This window comes from Salmonella sp. 32031103-2018-00083-FB-01-SM-01, from assembly GCF_017571995.1.
In the GTDB taxonomy this organism is placed as follows: Bacteria; Pseudomonadota; Gammaproteobacteria; order Enterobacterales; family Enterobacteriaceae; genus Salmonella; species Salmonella enterica.
On record NZ_JAGEQL010000002.1, the window covers coordinates 665,037 to 689,009 of the forward strand.

Annotated in this window: 24 protein-coding genes; 5 read left to right on the forward strand and 19 right to left on the reverse strand. The window is 49.5% G+C overall.

Annotated elements, in window-relative coordinates:
* Window positions 1-11: 11 nt before the first annotated feature.
* The 5 genes from siiD to ssb1 all read right to left on the reverse strand — a co-directional run bounded on the left by siiD (window position 12) and on the right by ssb1 (window position 6,331).
* A complete protein-coding gene (gene siiD, locus J4614_RS09475; RefSeq protein WP_001081935.1) occupies window positions 12-1,289 on the reverse strand; it encodes an SPI-4 type I secretion system protein SiiD in 1,278 nt (425 codons plus the stop codon).
* Complete coding sequence (siiC, locus tag J4614_RS09480) at window positions 1,286-2,605, reverse strand: SPI-4 type I secretion system protein SiiC (protein ID WP_023262806.1); 1,320 nt, start codon at window positions 2,603-2,605, stop codon at window positions 1,286-1,288. Before siiC ends, siiD begins: the two co-directional genes overlap by 4 nt.
* Entirely contained in the window at window positions 2,595-3,983 is a 1,389-nt protein-coding gene (locus J4614_RS09485) for a MotA/TolQ/ExbB proton channel family protein (protein WP_023228454.1), read from the reverse strand. The genes siiC and J4614_RS09485 overlap by 11 nt, the downstream gene beginning before the upstream one ends.
* Window positions 3,980-4,612 carry an SPI-4 type I secretion system auxiliary protein SiiA gene (gene siiA / locus J4614_RS09490; RefSeq protein WP_023233007.1) on the reverse strand — a complete coding sequence of 211 codons (633 nt, stop codon included), beginning with the start codon at window positions 4,610-4,612 and terminating at the stop codon, window positions 3,980-3,982. The genes J4614_RS09485 and siiA overlap by 4 nt, the downstream gene beginning before the upstream one ends.
* A gap of 1,188 nt (window positions 4,613-5,800) precedes the next feature.
* Window positions 5,801-6,331: a single-stranded DNA-binding protein SSB1 gene (ssb1, locus tag J4614_RS09495; RefSeq protein WP_000168322.1), complete on the reverse strand. Its 531-nt coding sequence runs from the start codon at window positions 6,329-6,331 to the stop codon at window positions 5,801-5,803.
* Window positions 6,332-6,578: 247 nt separating this feature from the next.
* Here ssb1 and uvrA point away from each other — a divergent pair, with 247 nt between their 5' ends.
* The 3 genes from uvrA (at window position 6,579) to J4614_RS09510 (ending at window position 10,316) form a co-directional block, all read left to right on the forward strand.
* A complete protein-coding gene (gene uvrA / locus J4614_RS09500) occupies window positions 6,579-9,404 on the forward strand; it encodes an excinuclease ABC subunit UvrA (protein ID WP_000357722.1) in 2,826 nt (941 codons plus the stop codon).
* A gap of 131 nt (window positions 9,405-9,535) precedes the next feature.
* Complete coding sequence (locus J4614_RS09505) at window positions 9,536-9,991, forward strand: hypothetical protein (protein ID WP_076031643.1); 456 nt, start codon at window positions 9,536-9,538, stop codon at window positions 9,989-9,991.
* A complete protein-coding gene (locus tag J4614_RS09510; RefSeq protein WP_023233009.1) occupies window positions 9,978-10,316 on the forward strand; it encodes a hypothetical protein in 339 nt (112 codons plus the stop codon). Before J4614_RS09505 ends, J4614_RS09510 begins: the two co-directional genes overlap by 14 nt.
* Here J4614_RS09510 and J4614_RS09515 read toward each other — a convergent pair whose 3' ends face one another.
* The 6 genes from J4614_RS09515 to dnaB all read right to left on the reverse strand — a co-directional run bounded on the left by J4614_RS09515 (window position 10,317) and on the right by dnaB (window position 16,026).
* Entirely contained in the window at window positions 10,317-10,673 is a 357-nt protein-coding gene (locus tag J4614_RS09515) for an MmcQ/YjbR family DNA-binding protein (protein ID WP_000155665.1), read from the reverse strand.
* Window positions 10,674-10,675: 2 nt separating this feature from the next.
* Window positions 10,676-11,092 (reverse strand): secondary thiamine-phosphate synthase enzyme YjbQ, encoded by a 417-nt coding sequence (locus tag J4614_RS09520; protein WP_000270392.1) that lies wholly within the window; start codon window positions 11,090-11,092, stop codon window positions 10,676-10,678.
* Window positions 11,093-11,220: 128 nt separating this feature from the next.
* Window positions 11,221-11,934 carry an acid phosphatase AphA gene (aphA, locus tag J4614_RS09525; RefSeq protein ID WP_000724436.1) on the reverse strand — a complete coding sequence of 238 codons (714 nt, stop codon included), beginning with the start codon at window positions 11,932-11,934 and terminating at the stop codon, window positions 11,221-11,223.
* A 186-nt stretch (window positions 11,935-12,120) separates the two neighbouring features.
* Complete coding sequence (gene tyrB, locus J4614_RS09530; RefSeq protein WP_208293148.1) at window positions 12,121-13,314, reverse strand: aromatic amino acid transaminase; 1,194 nt, start codon at window positions 13,312-13,314, stop codon at window positions 12,121-12,123.
* A gap of 185 nt (window positions 13,315-13,499) precedes the next feature.
* Window positions 13,500-14,579: an alanine racemase gene (alr, locus tag J4614_RS09535; protein ID WP_001147297.1), complete on the reverse strand. Its 1,080-nt coding sequence runs from the start codon at window positions 14,577-14,579 to the stop codon at window positions 13,500-13,502.
* A 31-nt stretch (window positions 14,580-14,610) separates the two neighbouring features.
* Window positions 14,611-16,026, reverse strand: a complete 1,416-nt coding sequence (gene dnaB / locus J4614_RS09540; RefSeq protein WP_000918353.1) for a replicative DNA helicase — start codon at window positions 16,024-16,026, stop codon at window positions 14,611-14,613.
* Between the two features lie 64 nt (window positions 16,027-16,090).
* On the opposite strand from dnaB, the gene J4614_RS09545 reads away from it, so the two are divergent.
* Window positions 16,091-17,074, forward strand: a complete 984-nt coding sequence (locus J4614_RS09545) for a quinone oxidoreductase (RefSeq protein WP_000235555.1) — start codon at window positions 16,091-16,093, stop codon at window positions 17,072-17,074.
* 174 nt (window positions 17,075-17,248) lie between these two features.
* Here the strand turns inward: J4614_RS09545 and pspG are convergent, their stop codons facing one another.
* From pspG to J4614_RS09560, 3 genes are all read right to left on the reverse strand, one after another.
* Entirely contained in the window at window positions 17,249-17,491 is a 243-nt protein-coding gene (pspG, locus tag J4614_RS09550; RefSeq protein WP_000891414.1) for an envelope stress response protein PspG, read from the reverse strand.
* A gap of 167 nt (window positions 17,492-17,658) precedes the next feature.
* Complete coding sequence (gene dusA, locus J4614_RS09555) at window positions 17,659-18,657, reverse strand: tRNA dihydrouridine(20/20a) synthase DusA (protein ID WP_001527561.1); 999 nt, start codon at window positions 18,655-18,657, stop codon at window positions 17,659-17,661.
* 87 nt (window positions 18,658-18,744) lie between these two features.
* On the reverse strand, window positions 18,745-20,055 hold the full coding sequence (locus tag J4614_RS09560; protein WP_023215120.1) for a conjugal transfer protein TraF: 1,311 nt from the start codon (window positions 20,053-20,055) through the stop codon (window positions 18,745-18,747).
* A gap of 246 nt (window positions 20,056-20,301) precedes the next feature.
* On the opposite strand from J4614_RS09560, the gene zur reads away from it, so the two are divergent.
* Complete coding sequence (zur, locus tag J4614_RS09565; protein WP_000416271.1) at window positions 20,302-20,817, forward strand: zinc uptake transcriptional repressor Zur; 516 nt, start codon at window positions 20,302-20,304, stop codon at window positions 20,815-20,817.
* A gap of 99 nt (window positions 20,818-20,916) precedes the next feature.
* Here zur and J4614_RS09570 read toward each other — a convergent pair whose 3' ends face one another.
* The 5 genes from J4614_RS09570 to J4614_RS09590 form a co-directional block, all read right to left on the reverse strand.
* Window positions 20,917-21,126: a CsbD family protein gene (locus J4614_RS09570; protein ID WP_001030592.1), complete on the reverse strand. Its 210-nt coding sequence runs from the start codon at window positions 21,124-21,126 to the stop codon at window positions 20,917-20,919.
* Between the two features lie 21 nt (window positions 21,127-21,147).
* On the reverse strand, window positions 21,148-21,261 hold the full coding sequence (locus tag J4614_RS09575; RefSeq protein WP_001575282.1) for a hypothetical protein: 114 nt from the start codon (window positions 21,259-21,261) through the stop codon (window positions 21,148-21,150).
* Window positions 21,258-22,583, reverse strand: a complete 1,326-nt coding sequence (gene dinF / locus J4614_RS09580; RefSeq protein ID WP_001128112.1) for an MATE family efflux transporter DinF — start codon at window positions 22,581-22,583, stop codon at window positions 21,258-21,260. The genes J4614_RS09575 and dinF overlap by 4 nt, the downstream gene beginning before the upstream one ends.
* A gap of 177 nt (window positions 22,584-22,760) precedes the next feature.
* Window positions 22,761-23,369, reverse strand: coding sequence for a transcriptional repressor LexA (lexA, locus tag J4614_RS09585; RefSeq protein ID WP_000646079.1), 609 nt, complete (start codon window positions 23,367-23,369; stop codon window positions 22,761-22,763).
* A gap of 108 nt (window positions 23,370-23,477) precedes the next feature.
* Entirely contained in the window at window positions 23,478-23,846 is a 369-nt protein-coding gene (locus J4614_RS09590) for a diacylglycerol kinase (RefSeq protein ID WP_000002900.1), read from the reverse strand.
* Window positions 23,847-23,973: the final 127 nt, after the last annotated feature.

Consider the following 23,973-nt stretch of genomic DNA (forward strand, 5'->3'; position numbering starts at 1 on the left):
TATATTCACTCTCAAGGTGTATCTAATCGTTTAGTATTAACTGGTTCTGAAAAGGCTTTGTCCACGCCTTTCATCAAGGGAGATAACAGGTATTCCATAATGCTGTGTTTTCCGGTAATTACACTGGCGTCAACAGTCATACCTGGTTTTAACCACCGTAAATCATCTTCATTAACATCGAATGCAATAATTACTTTATAATAACGCTGAATTGTTCCTCCGGTATTTTCCTCATAGGAATCAGGGCTAATATTATCGATAGTCGCATTATACGATTTTATCTTTGGTTGGATAATTGACTGGACATCCAGCTTAACGGCTTCATCTACATATATTTGGTCACGGTATTTGGGTAGTATTTTCACATCGGCCAGCATAGTCCTTACTTTTGGTTTTATTTCAAAAAGTAAGTCCGCCGCCTGAATCACACCACCATGAGTAGTGGCACTTTTATTGATTTTATAAATTACACCGTCAACCGGTGAATAGATATCCTCCTCATTTATCTGCTTCTCTATTACTTTTAATGTAGAGTTAACAACCTCAAGTTCCTGAAGATTTTTAGATATTATTTTAGATAAAGATAATCGCAATTCATTATTAAGCGCCTCAATATCATTAACAACCAGCTCAATATCATCTTTTTTTAAAGTGATGCTACTTTCAATATCATTAATTTCAGACTTAACTTTTATATACGCCTGTTTCTTGTTAAGAAAATTGGTATATGGGCTAATTCCTTTTTTTACCAGTGGAGAAAGAATATTTATTTCTTCGGCAAGCAATGCTAGTTCTTTTTCTTTCGAACTCAGCTTCTCTTGTAATCCGCTAATCTCAGAATCAAGAGAGGTTTTTTTTAACTCTTTAGCTCTTATCTGACTATGCACTAATTCAATATTCGCTTTTACCTCTTTATTGCTTAAAGAACGGGTACCATCCAGGGTAATCAACCCACTCTCATTTTCCTTATCAAGAATGAAAGATATTTCGTTAACATCTTTATCCAGATACCCTTTTTGAGTTCTATACCTTTGATATTCTTTTTGCAGATCAAGGTTAACGACCTTTGCAAGGAGTTCTCCTTTTTTTACAGTATCACCCTCGGCCACATAAATATCTTGTATCGTTCCTCCTTTAGAAAGAGATATTAACTGAGCATTATCTTTAGTAGTGATAACGCCCTGACCATGAACCACTGAATTAATTTCTATAAAGTAGGTAAGGATAATAATTAAGATCGTCAAAGAAATAATTATCATCATGAGATGATCGCTTTGTCTTCTATTCATTTCATTCCATTTAACTCACTTTCAGTATTTCCTTTTAAATAATCCATTAAATGAAAAATCAATGAGAGCTGCTGTAACTTTAAAATATACAGGCTATATTTGCTGTCGACCATGCTTACATATGCCTGAAATGCTTCATTACGGCTTGAAATTAAATCAAGCAAACTTTTTTGCCCTAACTGAAACTCCTGCTCATATAACTCAGTAAGCTGTAACGCGTTTGTATGTGAACGTTCCGCCACTGAGTAAGTCTCTTTTGCAGCGGTGTATTTTGAAAGTTGTGAATCAATGTTATAACGCGTTTTAATCAAAAAATCGTCAATTTGCAGCTTAGCCTGCGAGTAACTTGCCACCATTTTTCTTTCCTGGGCTGAATTTCTGAACCCATTAAAAATGTTGAAACTGACATTGATACCCGTTTTGAATTCATCTTCATAATCACTTTTTTTGGCACTACCGCTCGGGTTATTCTGTACATAGCTGGAAACGAGATCTACAGTCGGAAAATAGGATGATTTTGCGGCATTAATATCTTCGGTCGCGGCTTTTCGGGTATTGACAAGCATCTTATAGTCATCGTTGTATTTCATCACCATGTCCATAAGTTTTTCAGGGCTTTCGACAAAGATATATTTTTTGAAGAGGTTGAATTTTTCATCGCTTTGAATCTGAACTGGTGATAAATTCAGACCAGTCATATTCTGCATTTTATACATTTCATCATCCAACATCGACTGATACATAATGCTTCTGGTATTTAATGCATCGATAGATACTTGTACTTTACGCATATCAGATTGCATAGCTACACCGGAAGATACCAGCAGCGAAAAAGTTTCCAGCATCTTTTTATAAAACTCTTTCTCCAGATTTACGCCATCAATCATTTCACGATATTTACTGATGTTGTAATAGGTTGTCACAACCTCCTGAGACACTATATTCTTTGTTTTTTCATAGTCAGTTTTACTATTATCTCTTTCATATTCAGATTTCCTGATATTAGCCCCCCTCACTCCAAAATCCGTTATTCGGTATGATAAAGACACCTTATTTTCAACGTTTCTCTCGGTACCTGATGACTCTTTCCTGTTATTATTAAGGCCAGATGTTAGATCCAGGGTAGGATAAAGTGCTGCCCGTGAAAGATCTAAGTCACTGTTTTTCTTTTCAGTCTCATAATATGAAACAGCAACAGAGGGCTGATGCGTTAATGCGGCATTAACTAAATCTCTTAGAGGAATGACCGGAAGCTCGCTGGCGTATGTGCTTTGTGTAATAAAAGCAGCCGTCAGAAAAAACATCTTAATCTTCATTTTTTTCCTCCTTGTTTAACAAACGTTGCTTTACTATTTCCTGGTGCATAGATGTTATTTTTTCCATTAATGGCATATAGGTATCACGGTAGCTAACCATTTCAGCACTAATCTCTTTAGTATTGGCAATAATCTTTTTATCAGTAGCCGATAGATCGGATAGTGCTAAATGAACATTGTTCATATCCTCATCCATTTCTGTTCTCAGCCCATCGAGAGTATGAGAAATATCGGCACTGCCAGCGGCAATATCGTTTATGGTCTTACCATGTGAAAGAGATTCCTGATAACATTTATCAACTGATGCTATTATTGAATCATTCTTTTTGTCTATAATATTTTGTATTGTACTCATTGCCTCCAGTCGTGCATTATTATCAGCAAGCAGGATATTACCTTCAGATAAACGAGAGGTAATTGTTATTACACCGTCAGATAATTTTTTGAGATTTTCGTTACTGCTTACCAGATAACCATCAATCAGCGTAGAAAGTTGTTCCAGTTTTGCTGAGTTATCCAATAGTCGGTTTTGCAAAGTGACAAAGCTATCTGATAGCATCACTCGTTTCTTTTCTTCATCCTGCGTCCGTAAGTTTTCAACTGTCAGGTAGTTATCAAAAAACGCTTTAAACAACTCTTTAAATTCTACAAGCGTCTCTGATTCAACCCGCAGGCTTCGTTGTTTATTATTGGATCTGTTGCTTATAATTTTTAATTTTTTGATTTCCGTAGAAACAAGGGAATAGGAGCTGCGAACAAAAACACTTTGTGAGGTCAGGAGTATGGCGCAAACAACACCATAGATAGAAGATACAAATGCGGTATTCATCCCTTTCAATGGTTCAGAAAGCGACGCTACCATTGTCACGATCATATTGAGTGTATTACTTGCATTATCACCGCCAACATCTGATGGCGAGCTCAATAAATTCCCGATTGAACCAATCGTAATAGACAGACCCGCAAACGTCCCCAACAGGCCAACAAGCGTCGACACATTGCTACAACTCATAATAAATGACAATCGTTGGTTACGGGCGGTAGACACATTGTCATCTAATTCCATCAGCAAATTGAAATCACACTGTTTGGGTTCTCCGGAAAACAAAATCTGATTGAGGTTAGAAAGAATACTATTTTTTCTGCTGGCGTCCTGAGCTATTAATATGTCTTTTGCTGAAATATTTTTAAAAATAGTGAATAATGCACACAAAGAGCCTGTAATATAAATGGCAATAATGACTCCATTGTAAATTGCAGAAACCATAAAGTTATCAAAAACATACTCTCTTATACCGGGAAAAGATAAAGCGGAAAAAGGGAGTATGGCAAGGAAAAAACAGACAAACAAATAGCGGTAATGATTTATATATTTCACTCTGACACCTTTTTATTAATAGTCGTGATAATAGCTTTACTCATTGTACTTGATGCTGCGGAGTTAACACTCATGTCAATAACTACATCAGGATATATCTTCTTAATCTCTTTCATTAAAATAATTCCCCGTTCATATCCCAGTCGTAAAGAGTCAGAGAAAGAGATGTCTGCCTGAGGAATAACCATTTCTATCAATAAATTACTATTGATTTTGTCTTCTAACCAAGCCTTTATTTTATGAGTGTCCTCTTCTGAAAAGCTTCTCAGCCTGCCATGATACGTAATAACAAGCTCATTTTTTGTAGATGTTATATCAATTTTCTGACCATCGGCGATATCGTATACTCCAACCTCCTTACCTGACATTGTAGTCATTCCGTCCGACACATCTTGAGTATTCACTTCCTTATTAACTATTTTATTAGGATTTGAATTGTCATTGGCTCCGCTATTTTGAGCAGTAGATTTAGTCTTATTCTCTATATTTGCTTTATAAACTTTAATTGAGTTGTCATACATAATAATCATATTATTAAGTGCAAACACCAACATAAGAAATATAAAAATGCACAATACCGTAGAGAATGTATCAACAAAACTAGGCCACGGATTACTTTCGTCTTCCATGTTGTCTCCTGATATTACATTGTGAATAAAATGTTTTTGTGGATTAGAAAGGATAAAGGATGCTCAACTTATTCAGAAAGTGAACGCTACCGCCCTTGGCTTCCTGCTACCAATACGCTTTATAGATTTCAGTTTTCCCTACATCTCGTAATCAGAAAAATAAAAACAATGACGCCATTTTTATGCGCCCACAACAAAGATGAGTGCTTTAATTAAAAACACTCTTCATTTTTTTATTAGGTATACATCAATTATTGCACTAACTATATCTTCCCCAATAATAGGTATCGCATAAGCTCTCAGCTCATAAATAAAAAATAGTCATCAGCAAATTAAAACCACTCGCCGATAAATAGATTTGTTAGCTAATCATTGAAACTCTAAATCATTTTAAGGACATATTTCTTTTTAATACGCGTTATAATCATACGTATTTAATAAATTTGCCTCCAGAGGATAAAATGAATTTTCACAATTAAAACATAGGGTCATAGGGACTTCAATATAACTTAAATCATTAAAAATATAATAAGTGGGGAGTAAAAAATCAGAATTGCGTAAAAAAATACATAAATAAAACCATTTTTTATATAAAGCCAGCTATAAGTAACAAGTTTATCTTCAGCAATTAAAAATAAAGCAAGATGAACATATCATATTTGACCTCATCACAAGCTAAAGCAAACATTTAATTAACTATTGATAATACCGACCATTCTCTAACGTTATTTTATAATATCTTTTTGTTGTCAAAAAATGGCTATAAATTATATATTTTGCAGATGAGATTTCTCTTTCATATTTAAGACAATCCGGGTTATTGCAGTACATTTATGAACTTCGGCTGGATAATGATGTGCCGAGGCGAGTCGGCCAAAGGCGATAAGCGACATTTTTCCGTAAGATATGCGCTTCTCTTTTTTGAAAGGGATACAAAGAGCCTATCCCATTAGGGCTATTTTACTTGCCATTTTGGTCCTGGGCAGTGCTCAAAATCCTCACGTACTACGTGTACGCTCCGGTTTTTGCGCGCTGTCCGTGTCCAAACTGGCTGCGCCAATAACGCCTGGTGGGATAGGCCCTAAGACAATAATACCAGGTAAGAAAATGCCTGGTTTACACCAGGCATTTCAGCAGACGAGAACTATAGCGAAAATGCAAATAACGCTTTGAGTTTTTTACCAAAAATCAGAACGGAATGTCGTCGTCAAAATCCATTGGCGGTTCGTTAGACGGCGCTGGCGCGGATTGCTGTGGACGCGACTGCGCGCCGCCGCTGAACTGGTTGCCGCCCTGTGGCTGCTGAGGTTGTTGCGGTTGACCCCAACCCCCCTGCTGCTGACCGCCTGCCGGTGCGCCGCCGCCCTGGCGACCACCCAGCATCTGCATCACGCCGCCGATCTGCGGAACGTTAATTTCAGTCGTATAGCGTTCCTGGCCACTCTGATCGGTCCACTTGCGGGTACGCAATTGACCTTCGATATACACCTGAGAACCTTTACGCAGATATTCGCCGGCCACTTCCGCCAGTTTGCCGAACATCACCACCCGGTGCCATTCAGTCTGCTCTTTCATTTCGCCGGTCTGCTTATCGCGCCAGGATTCAGAAGTAGCCAGCGTTAAGTTGGCGACAGCGCCGCCACTCGGCATATAGCGTACTTCCGGGTCCTGGCCCAGATTACCAACGAGAATCACCTTGTTTACGCCTCTGCTGGCCATAATTGAGTCTCCTGAATACGTTTCATAAATAGTGTAAACGCGTGAGTGTACCATTTCCACGTAGCATTTTAATAGCTGCGATGCAGGTTCCAGGTCACTCGCGCGAACCTCATATTGTTGCATACTTTAGCTGAAGATGCATTCCAATACTGTATATTCAAACAGGTTAAATTGTGTCATAATTAGCCGTTTCTGCCGTTTGTCCTTCAAACAAACCAGGCATCCGAGTCTCTACCGGGAAAGGTGAATGGATAAGATCGAAGTTCGGGGCGCCCGCACCCATAATCTCAAAAATATTAACCTCGTCATCCCCCGCGACAAACTGATTGTCGTGACCGGGCTTTCGGGTTCAGGCAAATCCTCACTGGCTTTCGACACTCTGTATGCCGAAGGGCAGCGTCGTTACGTTGAATCGCTCTCCGCTTACGCGCGGCAGTTTTTGTCGCTCATGGAAAAACCGGATGTCGACCATATTGAGGGGCTATCGCCCGCGATCTCAATTGAACAGAAATCGACATCGCACAACCCGCGCTCTACGGTGGGTACTATTACCGAGATCCACGACTACCTGCGCCTGCTGTTTGCCCGCGTGGGCGAGCCGCGTTGTCCGGATCATGACGTGCCGCTGGCGGCGCAAACCGTTAGCCAGATGGTCGATAACGTGCTGTCACAGCCGGAAGGCAAACGTCTGATGCTGCTGGCGCCGATTATTAAAGAGCGTAAAGGCGAACACACCAAAACGCTGGAAAATCTGGCAAGCCAGGGTTACATTCGCGCCCGTATTGACGGCGAAGTCTGCGATCTCTCCGATCCGCCGAAGCTGGAGCTGCAAAAGAAACATACTATTGAGGTGGTGATCGATCGCTTCAAAGTTCGCAACGATCTTTCCCAACGCCTGGCGGAGTCGTTCGAAACGGCGCTGGAATTATCCGGCGGCACGGCGGTTGTTGCCGATATGGACGATGAGAAAGCGGAGGAGCTTCTGTTCTCCGCCAATTTTGCCTGTCCGATTTGCGGCTACAGTATGCGCGAGCTGGAACCGCGTCTGTTCTCGTTCAACAACCCGGCAGGCGCCTGCCCGACCTGTGACGGCCTCGGCGTTCAGCAATATTTCGATCCGGACCGCGTGATCCAGAATCCCGACCTGTCGCTGGCAGGCGGCGCGATTCGTGGTTGGGATCGTCGCAATTTTTACTACTTTCAAATGCTCAAGTCGCTGGCGGAACACTATAAGTTCGACGTGGATGCGCCGTGGGCAAGCCTCAGCGCCAACGTACACAAAGTCGTGCTGTACGGTTCCGGCAAAGAGAACATCGAATTTAAATATATGAACGATCGCGGCGATACCTCCGTGCGCCGCCATCCGTTCGAAGGCGTGCTGCATAATATGGAGCGCCGTTATAAAGAAACGGAATCCAGCGCGGTGCGCGAAGAGCTAGCGAAATTCATCAGTAATCGCCCCTGCGCCAGCTGTGAAGGAACGCGACTGAATCGCGAAGCGCGCCATGTATTTGTGGAAAATACGCCGCTGCCTGCTATTTCCGATATGAGCATTGGCCATGCGATGGATTTTTTCACTAATCTCAAGCTTTCCGGGCAACGGGCGAAAATCGCCGAAAAAGTGCTAAAAGAGATCGGCGATCGCCTCAAGTTTCTGGTGAACGTCGGCCTGAACTATCTCACGCTCTCCCGCTCGGCAGAAACGCTTTCCGGCGGCGAAGCCCAGCGTATTCGTCTGGCGAGCCAGATAGGCGCCGGGTTAGTCGGCGTGATGTATGTGCTGGATGAACCGTCCATCGGTCTGCACCAGCGCGATAACGAACGGCTGCTGGGTACGCTGATTCATCTGCGCAATCTTGGCAATACCGTGATTGTGGTGGAACACGATGAAGACGCCATCCGTGCCGCCGACCATGTGATTGATATTGGCCCCGGCGCGGGCGTTCACGGCGGCGAGGTGGTGGCGGAAGGCCCGCTGGAAGCCATTATGGCGGTACCGGAATCGCTGACCGGCCAGTACATGAGCGGTAAACGCAAAATTGAAGTGCCGAAACAACGCGTGCCGGCAAATCCAGAAAAAGTGCTCAAACTCACCGGCGCGCGCGGCAATAACCTGAAAGATGTGACCCTTACGCTACCGGTAGGGCTGTTTACCTGTATCACCGGCGTCTCGGGTTCCGGTAAATCAACGCTGATTAACGATACGCTGTTCCCCATCGCCCAGCGTCAGTTAAACGGGGCGACTATCGCCGAACCGGCGCCGTATCGGGATATTCAGGGGCTGGAACATTTCGATAAAGTGATCGATATCGACCAGAGCCCGATCGGGCGCACCCCGCGTTCCAACCCGGCGACCTATACGGGCGTCTTTACCCCGGTTCGCGAGCTTTTTGCTGGCGTGCCGGAGTCTCGCGCGCGCGGCTATACGCCAGGGCGATTCAGCTTCAACGTGCGCGGCGGTCGCTGCGAAGCGTGCCAGGGCGATGGCGTCATTAAAGTCGAAATGCACTTTCTGCCGGATATTTACGTGCCGTGCGACCAGTGCAAAGGCAAGCGCTATAACCGGGAAACGCTGGAGATTAAGTACAAAGGCAAGACCATCCACGAAGTGCTGGATATGACCATTGAAGAAGCGCGTGAGTTCTTTGATGCGGTTCCGGCGCTGGCGCGTAAGCTGCAGACGCTGATGGACGTGGGGCTGACCTATATCCGTCTTGGTCAGTCGGCGACGACGCTTTCCGGCGGCGAGGCCCAGCGCGTGAAGCTGGCGCGCGAACTGTCGAAGCGCGGCACCGGGCAGACGCTGTATATTCTCGACGAGCCGACCACCGGCCTGCACTTTGCCGATATTCAGCAGTTGCTTGACGTTCTGCATCAGTTGCGCGATCAGGGCAACACCATCGTGGTGATCGAACACAACCTGGACGTCATTAAAACGGCGGACTGGATTGTCGACCTCGGCCCGGAAGGCGGCAGCGGCGGCGGCGAAATTCTCGTCTCCGGTACGCCGGAAACCGTGGCGGAGTGCGAGGCGTCGCATACCGCCCGCTTCCTTAAACCTATGCTCAAATAACCTTCACGCCGCTTTCCGATTCGCCGGGAAGCGGCATCATTTTTCCTCATCCCACCTCATTGTATCCGTGTTGAGCATTTGTGATTTGCGTGCCGCCTCGCTCTGACATGTGATAGCGCAAACGGTCTGTTATGGAAAACACCATGAAGTTGCCCTACGCAATCACACTACTGCTGTGCCTGTTTTTAGCCGCCTGTACGCTGCCTGACCGCTTTAGCGCCGTGGCTTTTCAACAACTGACGCTATTACAAGCGCGCTCAACCCGCTTCCTGCAGGACGCGGCGCGAATACCGTGGCAAAAAGAGACACTGCTCAAGGATGACCGCGATATCCGCCAGACATTTTTTCAGGCTGAGCGGGTCGCCCGTCAAGGTGGGGATAAACACCGACTCGATAATCTGGCGCTGCTGAAAAATCACTATTTGCGTCTTTATGCGCGGGTTATGCAACGTAAGCAACCACTTACTTACATCCAGACTGAGAGATACCAACAGCAAAATAATCAGGTCTGGAAATTAGCCATACAGGGTGAGTGTCTGCATTGGGGCACCCGCTGCACTCAGGGAGATGAAAATGGCGTCTATTAACGAAATACATAACCTGATGACCACCACCCGGGCCGAACATCCTGTAGCCTCCTCGGCGATTGCCGAGTTTATCCAGACGTATAAACAGGCAAGAGAAGACAGCGACGACGGTATCCGCGAGTCCGCCGCGTTTATCGCCCGCGCGCTTCAGGAACATGCTCGCGGCTGGCTGGACGACGACGATATGATTATTCTGCTGGAAGGACAGCGGGACCTCGCCAGGCTACGCGCCAATAATGCGCAAATCGCCCTCGGCAGCCGTATCCGGTCTACGGTCATCCGCCTCATTGATATCGCCCTGGCGTTGTTGGTCGGCGCGCTATAATCAGGACTGCGGCAACTGCTTGCGTTTATCTTCCGGCAGCGCATTTACCGCCTGTTGATAAGAGGCATCGACCAGATAATAGAGTTGTGAATCCGGCAGCGATCCGTCCAGATAGACCGTGCTCCAGTGCGCTTTATTAAGGTGCCGACTCGGTCGTACATCGCTGTGCTGCTGGCGTAACAACTCTGCCAGTTCCGGGCTGGTTTTGAGAGAGGCTGCCGGGCGTCCTTCAACTTCTTTTACCATCGCGAAAAGTACATCTTCCACTTTAATTTGCGTCGCTTTCCAGTCGCTGTGGACGCTCTGCTCTGCGCCAGGTTTTGCCATGCAGTATTGCAGTAATTCCGAAATGGTCATTATCATTCCCCTTGTAGTGTCGCGATGATTTTACGTGGACCGCCGTGAATACGGTGCTCTCCCAACCAGATACCTTGCCATGTTCCTAACTGTAAACGCCCCTGGCGTACAGGCAGCAACAACGAGACGCCCAATACTGACGACTTAATATGCGAAGGCATGTCATCCGCGCCTTCGTAATCATGTTCATACGCCGCATTATCGGGAACGGTTTTCAGGAAATGGCGCTCCATATCAGCGCGCACGGTGGGATCGCAGTTTTCGTTTAGCGTCAGCGAGGCCGAGGTATGTAGCAACAACAGATGCAGCAAACCCGTTTCGACAGGCGGTAAGCCAGACAATTTATCGATAATTTCATCTGTTATCAGATGAAACCCGCGCGGCTTCTCGCTCAGTGTAATGGTGCGCTGATACCACATAGGCTGCTCCTTCCTAAAAACAAACGTCTCCTGAATAGTGTGCAGCAAGTCTGGAAAAGGTAAAAGCCAGCGGGGCAAGTTTGTGCAAAAATCATGCAAAAAAGGAGAGCCTGTCGCTCTCCTGATTTTTAGTACTCCGAGTTGACAATGACTTCCTCGCCAAACGCTCCTGCCTGCGGCAGCGGTTTGTAGGTGGAGTTAGCCGCGCGCAGGATGCGAATACCGCGGATACCACAATCACGAGCCGCAGTAATATCGTTATCCGAATCGCCGTAGAAGATACGCATGTTCTTCTCCTGCAGCCACTGAACTTTCGTATTTTGTCCCGGTTTATCGCCGGCGAAAATCACCGGATTCATATTCGCCGCCGGAATATGGAAGTTATCCGCCAGCGTTTTCGACACGGTTTCCGTTTTCGTCTGACTACGACCAGTGACAAAGTAAATACTGTCGCCACGACGAACATGCATATCAATGAGCTGTCGGGCCACTTCTTTTGGAATACTGAACTCATCCCAGCCGTTGTTCATTTTTTCCCAAAAGGCCGGATTTTTCAGATAATCGTCGCTGTCCGGGGAGTAGGTTTTCTTTCCGCGCCAGAATCCGGGGCTGGAAAATAACACGGTGTCGTCAATATCAAAGCCGACCGCCATCGGCGGGCGTCCGGTGAGGCTGTTTTCAATCTGGGCGACAGAGACCCAATGGACAGGCGCTTGTTCCGCGAGTTTTGCAACGTTAGTGCCCGGATTGAGCGTCGAAGGGGAAGATACTAACGCATTCGCGGAATGGTTTAGCGTAAACAACAAACAGACGGCACTTAGCGCCAGGGTTATTTTTTTCATGCTTTTCCCTTAAAATTCAAAATATTATAATTATTAAGATGAGTCTTTGCTCAAAAAACTATCTGACCATAACGCCAGTAACGGTCAAAAGGAAGGATTATCTGCGGTTTTGTTACGAAAAAAGAGGATGATCACAACAGCTATTGTCAGACCGGAGGGCAATGTTATCGCCGTCCGGCCTGAATATTACATGACAGCGGCAAATGCCTTCGCCACGCGGTGTACATTTGAAGCATTAAGCCCGGCGACACACATGCGGCCACTGGCAATCAGGTAAACGCCAAAATCATCGCGCAACCGCTCGACCTGCTCCTCGCTTAACCCGGTATAGCTGAACATACCGCGCTGCTGTAACAAGTAATCAAAGTTGCGGTCAGGCATCTCCGCCTTCAGCTCCTTCACCAGCGTCTGGCGCATCGATATAATGCGGTTACGCATCGCGTCGACTTCCGCCAGCCAGCTCGCTTTTAACGCCTCATCGCCCAGGACCGTAGCGACCACCTGAGCGCCGAAACACGGCGGACTGGAGTAAATTCGGCGCACCGTCGCTTTTAGCTGCCCCAGAACCCGCGCGGCGATTTCGGCATCTTCACACACCACGGACAGGCCGCCGACGCGCTCGCCATACAGCGAGAAAATCTTCGAAAAAGAATTACTGACTAACGCAGGTAACCCGGCGCTGGCAATGGCGCGAATAGCGTAAGCATCCTCGTCCATGCCTGCGCCAAAACCCTGATAGGCAATATCAAGGAACGGAATCAGATCGCGCGCTTTCACTATCTCAATCACCGCATCCCATTGCGAAGGTGTTAAATCCGCCCCGGTCGGGTTGTGACAACAGGGGTGCAGCAGCACGATACTGCGTGCAGGTAACGTATTCAGCGTGGCCAGCAGATCGTTAAAACGGATGCCGTTAGTCGCGTCGTCATACCAGGGGTAAGTACTCACTTCGAATCCTGCCCCGGCAAATATCGCAATATGGTTTTCCCAGGTGGGGTCGCTCACCCATACGCCTGCGTCGGGGAAATAACGCTTCAGGAAATCCGCGCCCACTTTCAGCGCGCCGGAACCGCCTAATGTCTGGATAGTAGCCACGCGCTGTTGCTGAAGAACCGGGTGATCGGCGCCAAAGAGCAAAGGCGCGATAGTATGGCGATAAGTATTGAGTCCTTCCATCGGCAGGTACAGCGAAGCGCCATGCGGCTGCGCGTTAAGCCGGGCTTCGGCTTCGGCCACCGTTTTGAGCTGTGGGATAATCCCGTCTTCGTTGTAATACAGGCCAATGCTCAGATTTACTTTGTCGTGACGGGAGTCGTCTTTAAAACGCTCCATCAGTGAAAGAATCGGATCGCCGGCATAGGCGTCAACTTTTTGAAACACGCGATGGTTCTCCAGGTTTACAGAGGGCAGGAAATAACACAATAAACCGGAAGGACGAGAAGATCGAGAGGATGTTGTGGTGGATGCGCATATTGCCGGATGGCGGCGTGAACGTCTTATCCGGCCTACAGCCAATGCGCTAGACAAGCCGGATAAGCGCAAGCGCCACCCGGCCTGCCGCGTATTTAATCAATATACTTCATCGCCACCCTTGAAGTCAGGCGCGTGATAAGTTCGTAAGCACTTACTTTTGTCATTTCAGCGATACGTTCAACCGGCAGACCTTCGCCCCATAAGACCACCGGATCGCCCGCGTTATCCTGCGCGTTTGGCCCCAAATCCACGCAAATCATATCCATCGCCACCCGCCCGACAATCGGGACTTCACGACCATTGACCAGTACTGGCGTACCGGAAGGCGCCGCTCGTGGGTAGCCATCGCCATAACCCATCGCCACCACGCCCAGGCGCGTGTCGCGCTCACTCACCCATGTCCCGCCGTAGCCCACCGGTTCGCCCGCTTTGTGGTCACGCACCGCGATCAAACTGGAGGTTAAGGACATCACCGGCTGAAAACCAAAATCCGGCCCCCAGGGTTTGTGTTCCAGCGGCGATACGCCATACAAAATGATGCCCGGACGCGCCCAGTCAAAGTGAGACTGCGGCCACAGCAGAATACCGCCAGACGCGGCAATAGAGCGCTGACCGGGTTTACCCTGACAGAAGGCATTAAAAATGTCGAGCTGATGTTCGGTAGCGCCGCATTCCGGCTCATCCGCACGGGCAAAATGGCTGACGATATTCACCGGCTGGCGTACATTTTTACAGTGCGTCAGACGCTGGTAGAACGCCTCCGCCTCTTCGGGACGCACGCCGAGACGATGCATACCGGTATCCAGTTTCATCCAGACCGTTACTGGCTCCGCCAGCTCCACCGCCTCCAGGGCGGCAAGCTGCTCCTGATTATGTACGGCGGTATGCAGACATTGCGCGGAAATGGTCGGCAGATCGGCGGCGTCGAAAAAACCCTCCAGCAGCAGGATAGGCTGCGTGATCCCGCCCGCTCGCAGACGTAGAGCCTCTTCAAGACGCGCCACGCCAAAAGCGTCAGCATCAGGGAGCGTTCGCGCGGTCTCCAGAAGACCGTGTCCATAAGCGTTCGCTTTCACCACCGCAACCAGCTTACTGGCAGGCGCCAGTTCACGCAGACGTTGCAGGTTGTGTCGCAGAGCGCGGCGGTTAATGACGACTGTTGCCGCTTGCATTTGAATTCCTTGTTAACAGAATGACGGAGAGTTACTCATCATCGTATTGCGGTCCCGCATAGTTATCGAAGCGCGACCACTGACCATTGAACGTCAGACGAACCGTACCGATAGGACCGTTACGTTGCTTACCAATAATAATTTCAGCAATGCCTTTTAAGTCGCTGTTCTCGTGATAAACCTCATCACGGTAGATAAACATAATTAAGTCGGCATCCTGTTCAATAGAGCCGGATTCACGCAGGTCGGAGTTCACCGGACGTTTATCCGCGCGTTGTTCCAGGGAGCGGTTAAGCTGCGATAGCGCCACGACCGGCACCTGAAGTTCCTTCGCCAGCGCTTTCAACGAGCGGGAAATTTCGGCGATTTCCAGAGTACGGTTATCAGAAAGCGACGGCACGCGCATCAATTGCAGGTAGTCGATCATAATCAGACTTAACCCGCCATGTTCGCGGAAAATACGCCGCGCGCGCGAACGGACTTCTGTCGGCGTAAGACCTGAGGAGTCGTCAATGTACATATTGCGTTTCTCCAGCAGAATGCCCATCGTGCCGGAGATTCGCGCCCAGTCCTCATCATCGAGTTGACCGGTACGAATACGTGTCTGATCGACGCGGGACAGCGAGGCCAGCATACGCATCATGATCTGTTCGCCGGGCATCTCCAGACTAAAGATCAGTACCGGTTTATCCTGCAACATCGCCGCATTTTCGCAGAGGTTCATCGCAAAAGTGGTTTTACCCATGGAGGGACGCGCCGCGACGATAATCAAATCCGAACGCTGTAACCCTGCCGTCTTTTTATTGAGATCCTGATAGCCGGTATCCACGCCTGTAACGCCATCGTGCGGTTGCTGGAACAACTGCTCAATACGCGCCACGGTAGCGTCGAGAATCTGGTCGATGCTTTTCGGGCCTTCGTCTTTGTTGGCCCGGTTTTCCGCGATCTGGAAGACGCGCGACTCCGCCAGATCCAGCAGTTCGTCGCTATTGCGCCCCTGTGGATCGTAACCAGCGTCCGCAATTTCATGCGCCACCGCGATCATATCGCGGACCACGGCGCGTTCGCGCACAATGTCCGCATAAGCACTGATATTCGCCGCGCTTGGCGTGTTTTTAGACAGCTCAGCCAGATAGGCGAAACCGCCGACGCTGTCCAGTTGGCCCTGCCGCTCCAGCGATTCCGCGAGCGTAATCAGGTCGATAGGACTGCCGCTTTCCTGCAAGCGCCCCATCTCCGTAAAGATATGGCGATGCGGGCGGGTATAGAAATCTTCCGCCACCACGCGCTCGGCCACATCGTCCCAGCGCTCGTTATCCAGCATTAAACCGCCCAACACCGACTGTTCCGCTTCAATCGAGTGCGGCGGCACTTTTATCCCGGCAACCTGCGGATCGCGGTCGCGGGCATCAGTCTGTGGTTTGTTGAAGGGTTTATTTCCTGCCATAGTGAATGGAGTTACCGAGATAGTGATTGGGTCGAAAGATTACCACATTTCTTTTGGAGGAAGCATGGCAACGCGTATTGAATTTCACAAGCATGGTGGTCCGGAAGTGCTTCAGACCGTGGAGTTTACGCCAACGGAACCGGCGGAACACGAAATCCAGGTTGAGAACAAAGCCATTGGTATCAACTTCATCGACACCTATATCCGTAGCGGACTCTATCCGCCCCCGTCGTTGCCTGCGGGCCTGGGAACCGAAGCTGCGGGTGTGGTCAGTAAAGTCGGCAACGGCGTGGAGCACATTCGCGTCGGCGATCGCGTCGTCTACGCGCAGTCAACGCTCGGCGCTTACAGTTCCGTCCATAACGTCCCCGCAGATAAAGCCGCGATTTTACCTGACGCCATTTCCTTCGAACAGGCGGCAGCCTCTTTTCTCAAGGGATTGACCGTTTTTTACCTGTTGCGCAAAACCTATGAAGTGAAACCCGATGAACCCTTCCTGTTTCATGCCGCTGCGGGCGGCGTCGGTCTGATCGCCTGCCAATGGGCGAAAGCGCTGGGCGCGAAGCTTATCGGTACCGTCGGTAGCGCGCAAAAAGCGCAGCGGGCGCTGGACGCCGGCGCCTGGCAGGTAATTAATTACCGTGAGGAGAGCATTGTAGAACGGGTAAAAGAGATCACCGGCGGCAAAAAAGTCCGCGTGGTCTATGACTCCGTGGGGAAAGATACCTGGGAAGCCTCACTGGACTGCCTGCAACGTCGGGGACTGATGGTCAGTTTCGGCAATGCGTCCGGCCCCGTCACCGGCGTGAATTTAGGTATTCTGAATCAGAAAGGTTCCCTGTATGCCACGCGACCTTCACTACAGGGGTATATTACGACGCGTGAAGAACTAACCGAAGCCAGCAATGAATTGTTCTCATTGATCGCCAGCGGCGTGATTAAAGTCGATGTGGCTGAAAATCAACGCTATGCGTTAAAAGATGCACGTCGCGCGCATGAGGTGCTGGAAAGCCGGGCCACACAGGGCTCAAGCCTGCTGATTCCGTAATAGCTCTGCAAAGAAATTGGGCTTCCACCCGGGAAGCCCTTTCTTTTTTTGTTCGGCTGTATGTAGGGTACAGCGCGATGAATTCGTTACCTGCGCAATCATGACAGATTTAATAATCGATTCCTATTTGCCTGTGAGGGCAAAGTTCCAGGTTGTGACGAACCGCTCAATACCTTAGTAAAACCGACGGTTATTGCGCTGATACTGTGGGATTTTTGGCGTTTTTACTGCTTTGATCACCCACACCACAGCCACCGCCAGCAGTAGCCACGGTAACAGCTTGATCATCAGGGCGAACATTCCGCCCAGGAACATGACGGCAGTCGCTACAACCAGCGCGGCCAGAATGCCCAGCAAGGAGACGCCCGTCACCATTAACATCAGAAAAAAGCCAAGCACAAAAAGTAGTTCCAGCATAGTCGCTCCCCATAAAGATGGCATTGCCCGGCGGCACGGCGCTTACCGGGTTTGGTCAGGTAAGCTATTACAAAAATCATGCCAATATTTATGTTTTTGATATATAAAGAAAACGCCCTGCAAGACTGCACAGAGCGTGGTGAGATTGACTAATTTTTGGCGAACTTTTAACGCTTGTCTGCTACCAGTTTTAGCGCCTGCTCCAGTACAGCAACATCCGCGCCAGCTTTATGGGCGTTTTCGCTCAGATAGCGACGCCACTGCCGCGCGCCGGGGATGCCCTGGAACAACCCCAGCATATGGCGAGTGATATGCCCCAGATACGCTCCCTGGCTCAATTCACGCTCAATATAGGGATACATCGCGCGAACCACCGTAACCGGGTCGGCATCGGTGGTATCGGCGCCAAAGATCTCCCGATCCACCGCGGCCAGTATACCCGGATTCTGATAAGCTTCGCGGCCAACCATGACGCCATCCATATGGCGCAGGTGCTCCTTCGCCTCTTCCAGCGATTTGATGCCGCCGTTAATGGACATGGTCAGGTGCGGAAAATCCCGCTTTAGCTGATAGACGCGCGGGTAATCCAGCGGCGGGATCTCACGATTTTCTTTCGGGCTTAAGCCAGAAAGCCAGGCTTTGCGCGCATGGATAATAAACATCTCGCATTCGCCCTGACCGGAAACCGTATTGATGAAATCACACAGAAACGCATAGCTGTCCTGATCGTCAATACCAATGCGGGTTTTTACCGTTACCGGAATCGAGACGACATCACGCATGGCTTTAACACAATCGGCGACCAGTTGCGCATTGCCCATCAAACAGGCGCCAAACATACCGTTTTGCACGCGATCGGAGGGGCACCCCACGTTGAGGTTAATTTCATCGTAGCCACGCGCTTCCGCCAGCTTTGCACAATGCGCAAGCTGAGCCGGATCGCTTCCACCAAGCTGTAGAGCGACCGGATGCTCTTCTTCGCTGTAAGCCAGATAGTCACCCTTACCGTGAATAATCGCGCCCGTGGTCACCATTTCGGTGTAGAGCAGCGTCTGGCGAGACAGCAAACGCAGGAAATAGCGGCAATGTCTGTCCGTCCAGTCGAGCATAGGCGCGATGGAGAAGCGATAAGCAGGAAAAGCGGAGGACTGGGTTTCAGGCTGCATGGCGAATAAATAAGCATCCGGTTAAAAAAGGGGCGTTACTATAGCATAACGCTAAACCGGAGGCGTAGCGCCTCCGGTGAAAGCACCTCAGAATGTCATTGTAAGCTGCGCGCCTGCCCCCCAGGTTTCATCTTCGCCGTACAGTCCCATTAAGTCGAGATGCACACGGTTAAAGGGCGCAAAACCAAGACCGCCGGTAACTACATTGCTATCGTTATTTTTCACATCCGCACGATACCCTGCGCGCACCGCCAGCCATGACAACGGTCGAACTTCAGCGCCGACACCCACGTACTGTGAATTGTCTTCGCTCTTAAAGCCTTTCGTTTCCGTCAGATCGCCATCGGCGCTTACGGTCAGCAAATCGTTATGCCATGCGACGCCCGCGGTAACCAGGGGGCGGATTTGGTATGTATCTTTGTAGTTGGTGGTTTCTCCCGTCATACCATTAGTGATGTAAATATCTTTCGTATCGATATCGCGAGATACCAAATTTTGCCCGCTCAGCCCCAGCGTCCAGTTTTCACCGATATCGGCAGCAAGCCCCGCATCAATGTTAAAACCCGTATCGTCATTGCGATAACGGCTGCTATTCCAGTCGCTACTGTCGTAGTTATAAATTGAGGTGGTGTAGTTATAGAGCCAGGTTTTTTGCAGTTTTGGCGTAACGCCAATGGAAACAGGCACCTCGCCCACCACAAACTGCTTCGCCAGCGCAATACCGTAGTCAGATACAATCGCTACCCGCCCCGACGCGGTAGAGTTTAAATGCTTTGTAATTTCGTCAGACCCCAGCAAAGCAGCGCGTCCTGCTTCACGAAGCGCGACACGTTCATCATGCTGGATATCGCGCAGATACTGAATATCGTTCTGATCAATGGACGAACTCACGCGCCCATGCGCATAACCTTTGGCGATAAACGCCACGGAAAGCGTTTGCCCTGGAATACTTACCGCCAACCCGGCGCCGGCATTGGCGCGGGCGGTTTTTCCGTTGAGATATTCCAGCTCATCGGCCAGGTCGCGCGCGGCGCCCTGAAATTGATTCAGCACGTCTCGCGGATTGAGCAGAATTTGCCCCAGCGTAAGGTTATCGACGACCTCATCGTAGTAATCCACTTTATCGCTGATATCGTCAATTTCATCCTGGAGATTGTCTTTATCCGTAATCTGGACGCCGACCGCAGGAAGGACAACAGTGATATTGTCTTCCGGTTTGGCTTTTGCCAGTAACGCCGGATTTAACAGTACTCCGCTGCCATAATTCGCGGACGCGACGCCCGTCCCGCCCATTGCGTCATTACGCGCTTCCGTCCAGGTATTGGCGGCGCTCGCCTGCTTTGCCATAAAAAGCGAGACCGCGATAGCAATCAGTGAAAGTTTGACGTTTTTGTTCACAGTTAGCCCATCTTATTATCAGGTGAAGTAATCCCTCCGCCACGCTTTATCGGACAGAGGCGAACCATTGCTGTGAAATAGTGATGTTAAATCCTGTTGTTATAATATCGACCCTCATTATGTATAGATGAGAATACTGGCGCGGAAAAGCTTAGCAGGCGATATATTGTCGCGGGGTAATTTCAGAGTTTTAAGCAGCTCGTGGTAAAGTAGCGGATTAGACTTTCATGCCATTCGAGGTGCTACATGGAAAAGACCACAACGCAAGAGTTACTGGCGCAAGCTGAAAAACTCTGCGCGCAGCGCAACGTGCGCCTGACGCCTCAGCGCCTCGAAGTGCTGCGCCTGATGAGTCTGCAACAGGGTGCCATCAGCGCATACGATTTGCTCGATTTGCTGCGCGAAACGGAACCACAGGCCAAACCGCCCACCATCTACCGCGCGCTGGATTTTTTGCTCGAACAGGGTTTTGTCCATAAAGTGGAATCCACCAATAGTTATGTGGTTTGCCACCTGTTCGACCAGCCGACGCACAGCTCGGCCATGTTTATCTGCGATCGTTGCGGCGTGGTGAAGGAAGAGTGTGCCGAGGGCGTGGAAGACATCATGCATACGCTGGCGGCTAAAATGGGCTTTGCGCTACGACATAACGTTATTGAGGCGCACGGTCTGTGCCCTGCGTGCGTAGAAGTGGAAGCGTGTCGCCATCCGGGCGACTGTGGTCACGATCACTCGGTGCTGGTGAAGAAAAAACCACGTTAGCCTGAACGGAAAAACGGGCGGCAGTAGAGAGGGGCACGCCCGCATTCACAGGCAAACAGGGGGAAGCACATCCATGTACTCCTGGTAGGGGAAAACATATTACCAGCGATAGTTGTTACGGGTTTCCCAGTCAACAACCTCTTTTTCCGCCTGATCTTTCTGGTAACCGTAACGCTCCTGGATTTTACCTACCAGTTGGTCGCGTTTACCTTCGATAACGGTCATATCGTCATCGGTCAGTTTGCCCCATTGTTCTTTCATTTTACCTTTAAACTGTTTCCAGTTACCGCCGGCTTCGTCTTTATTCATCATCTTGTCCTCATCATTCGGTTAGGAATAGCAGGTGTTATTCGCCCAAATGCACTGCAATTTCTGCTGGACGTGATAATAATTGTAGGCAGGAATTCGGCCTTCGGTTTTATATTCAGAATTTTTAACCGTCACGATCTGGCAAACCATGTACCCTCGCGCCAGTGACGACGCCAGATAAGGCTCAACGACAGACCGCGAAGCGCCAGGAACACGGTTAATGCCAGCCATAAACCATGATTTCCTAATACCGGCAGGGCGAAGAGCGTCAGCGCGAATCCTCCCGCGGCGACAGCCATGCTATTGCGCATTTCGGCAGCGCGCGTCGCGCCAATAAACATACCGTCGAGCAGATAGCACCATACGCCCACCAGCGGTAATACCACCTGCCAGATAAGATACCGATCCGCCAGTAGCTGTATTTGCGGCAATGAGGTCAGTAACGCGACAATATGTTCGCCTGCCAGGGCATAGACTGTGGAAAACAACAAGGCCACAATTCCTGACTGACGACACGCCGCTCGCCAGACGTCCAGTAGCTTGCTACCGTCACGCGCGCCGTAAGCCTGACCGGAGTGCGCCTCCACCGCATAAGCAAAACCGTCCAGCGCATAGGCCGTAAAGGTGAGTAAGGTCATCAGGACTGCATTTACCGCGATAATATCGCTGCCCAGCCGCGCGCCTGACACCGTGATTGCGCCAAAACAAAGCTGAAGGAGCAATGAGCGCAGCATGATATCGCGATTGAGCGCTAAAAGGCGGCGCACGTTGCCGCGCCAGGCCTGTTTTAGCATATCCAGCGACACACCGCGGAGATGGAGAACTTTACGTACCATCATAAAGCCGATCAGTAATGTGGCATATTCTGCGATGACCGTCGCCAGGGCGGCGCCCTGCACGTTCATATGAAGTCCCATCACCAGCCACAGGTCGAGCGCGATGTTGAGGATATTGCCCACGACCAACAAGATAACCGGCGCCCGCGCATACTGAACGCCTAACAGCCACCCGAGCAGCACCAGATTCGCCAGTGACGCGGGAGCGCTTAGCCAACGAATTTCAAGGAAGCGTCTCGCCTGCACCAGGACAGCGTCGTTCCCGCCGACAATATGTAAAGCCAGCTCGATAAGCGGCGTGCGAAATAGCACAATCATCACGCCAGCGCCCAGTGCCAGCAATAACGGTTGAATGAGCGCCCGGGCTAACGCCTGCGGATTTTTGGCGCCAAATGCCTGCGCCGTTAGTCCGGTGGTGCTCATACGTAGAAATAGCAGCAGCATGAAAAGAAAGCTGGTGGCAGTCGCGCCCACCGCCACGCCGCCCAGGAAAACCGGGCTGTCCAGATGACCAATCACCGCCGTATCAACCAGCCCCAGTAAGGGGACGGTGATGTTAGAAAAAATCATCGGCAGCGCGAGACGCCAGAGAGCTTTATCAGAGGAGGTAAAAAGCGGCATGGAGAAAAGCCTGACAAGGAGTTAAACGAAACGAGCGCATTGCCGGATGGCGACGTAACGCCTTATCCGGCCTACAAATTAATCATCTCAGGAACTGCATTCCCGTAGGCCTGATAGCGCAGCGCCATCAGGCTGCACGATTGCCGGATGACGGCTTACAAGGAGATTAAAAAGAGATTACAACCATTCCCCGTTGCGAATGACGCCTACCGCCAGCCCTTCAATCGTAAAGCTTTGTTCGCGCAGATCCACCACTATCGGTGTAAACTCGCTGTTTTCCGGCAGCAGCTCCACTTTATTGCCCTGCTTTTTCAGGCGTTTTACTGTCACTTCATCGTCAATGCGAGCGACAACCACCTGGCCATTACGGACGTCCTGCGTTTTATGTACCGCCAGCAAATCCCCATCCATAATACCGATGTCCTTCATCGACATACCGCTCACGCGCAGCAGGAAATCGGCGCTGGGTTTGAACAGTGAAGGATCGACCTGGTAATGGCCTTCAATATGCTGCTGCGCCAGAAGCGGTTCACCCGCCGCGACACGCCCGACAAGCGGTAATCCGTCCTCTTCTTCCTGTAACAGACGGATACCTCGCGATGCGCCGGAAACGATTTCAAGCACCCCTTTGCGCGCCAGCGCTTTAAGGTGTTCTTCCGCAGCGTTTGGGGAACGGAACCCCAAACGCTGCGCGATTTCCGCACGCGTCGGTGGCATACCTGTCTGGCTGATGTGATCCCGGATGAGATCAAACACCTCTTGTTGCCTGGCCGTTAACGCTTTCATTCCGCCCCCTGGGTGTATATACAGTCATGCTGTGAGTATATACAGTTAAAGGTGATTTTGGAACCACAAACGGCGCAAAAAACAAGAGATTTATAAAATTTGGAACCTTTATCGAAAATGTGACCATAACAGGATGCCCCAGGTCATCAGGGCAACGAAAATAGACAGTAGCACCGCAGCCGATCCCATATCTTTCGCACGGCCGGAAAGCTCATGGTATTCAGAACCGATGCGGTCAACGACCGCTTCAATAGCGCTGTTGAGGATTTCAACAATCATGATAAGTAAAACGGAACCTATCAATAACACACGGGTAATCGCATCCACATCCAGCCAGCAGGCGATGATGACGCCCAGCAATACCGCGATACTTTCCTGGCGAAACGCTGCTTCGTGAGTCCATGCGGCGCGAAATCCTTTCCAGGAATATCCTGCCGCTTTGATAATTCTGGTGAATCCAGTGGTATTATTGGCCATCAAAAGAACCTTTTTACATTATTAACGTCAATGACATTATACGGTTGCCCTGCACGATTCGGACTGCCGTAACGCAGCGCGAAGTATGACGGGATACAACAGAAATTCGCTAAACTTTCTGATATCC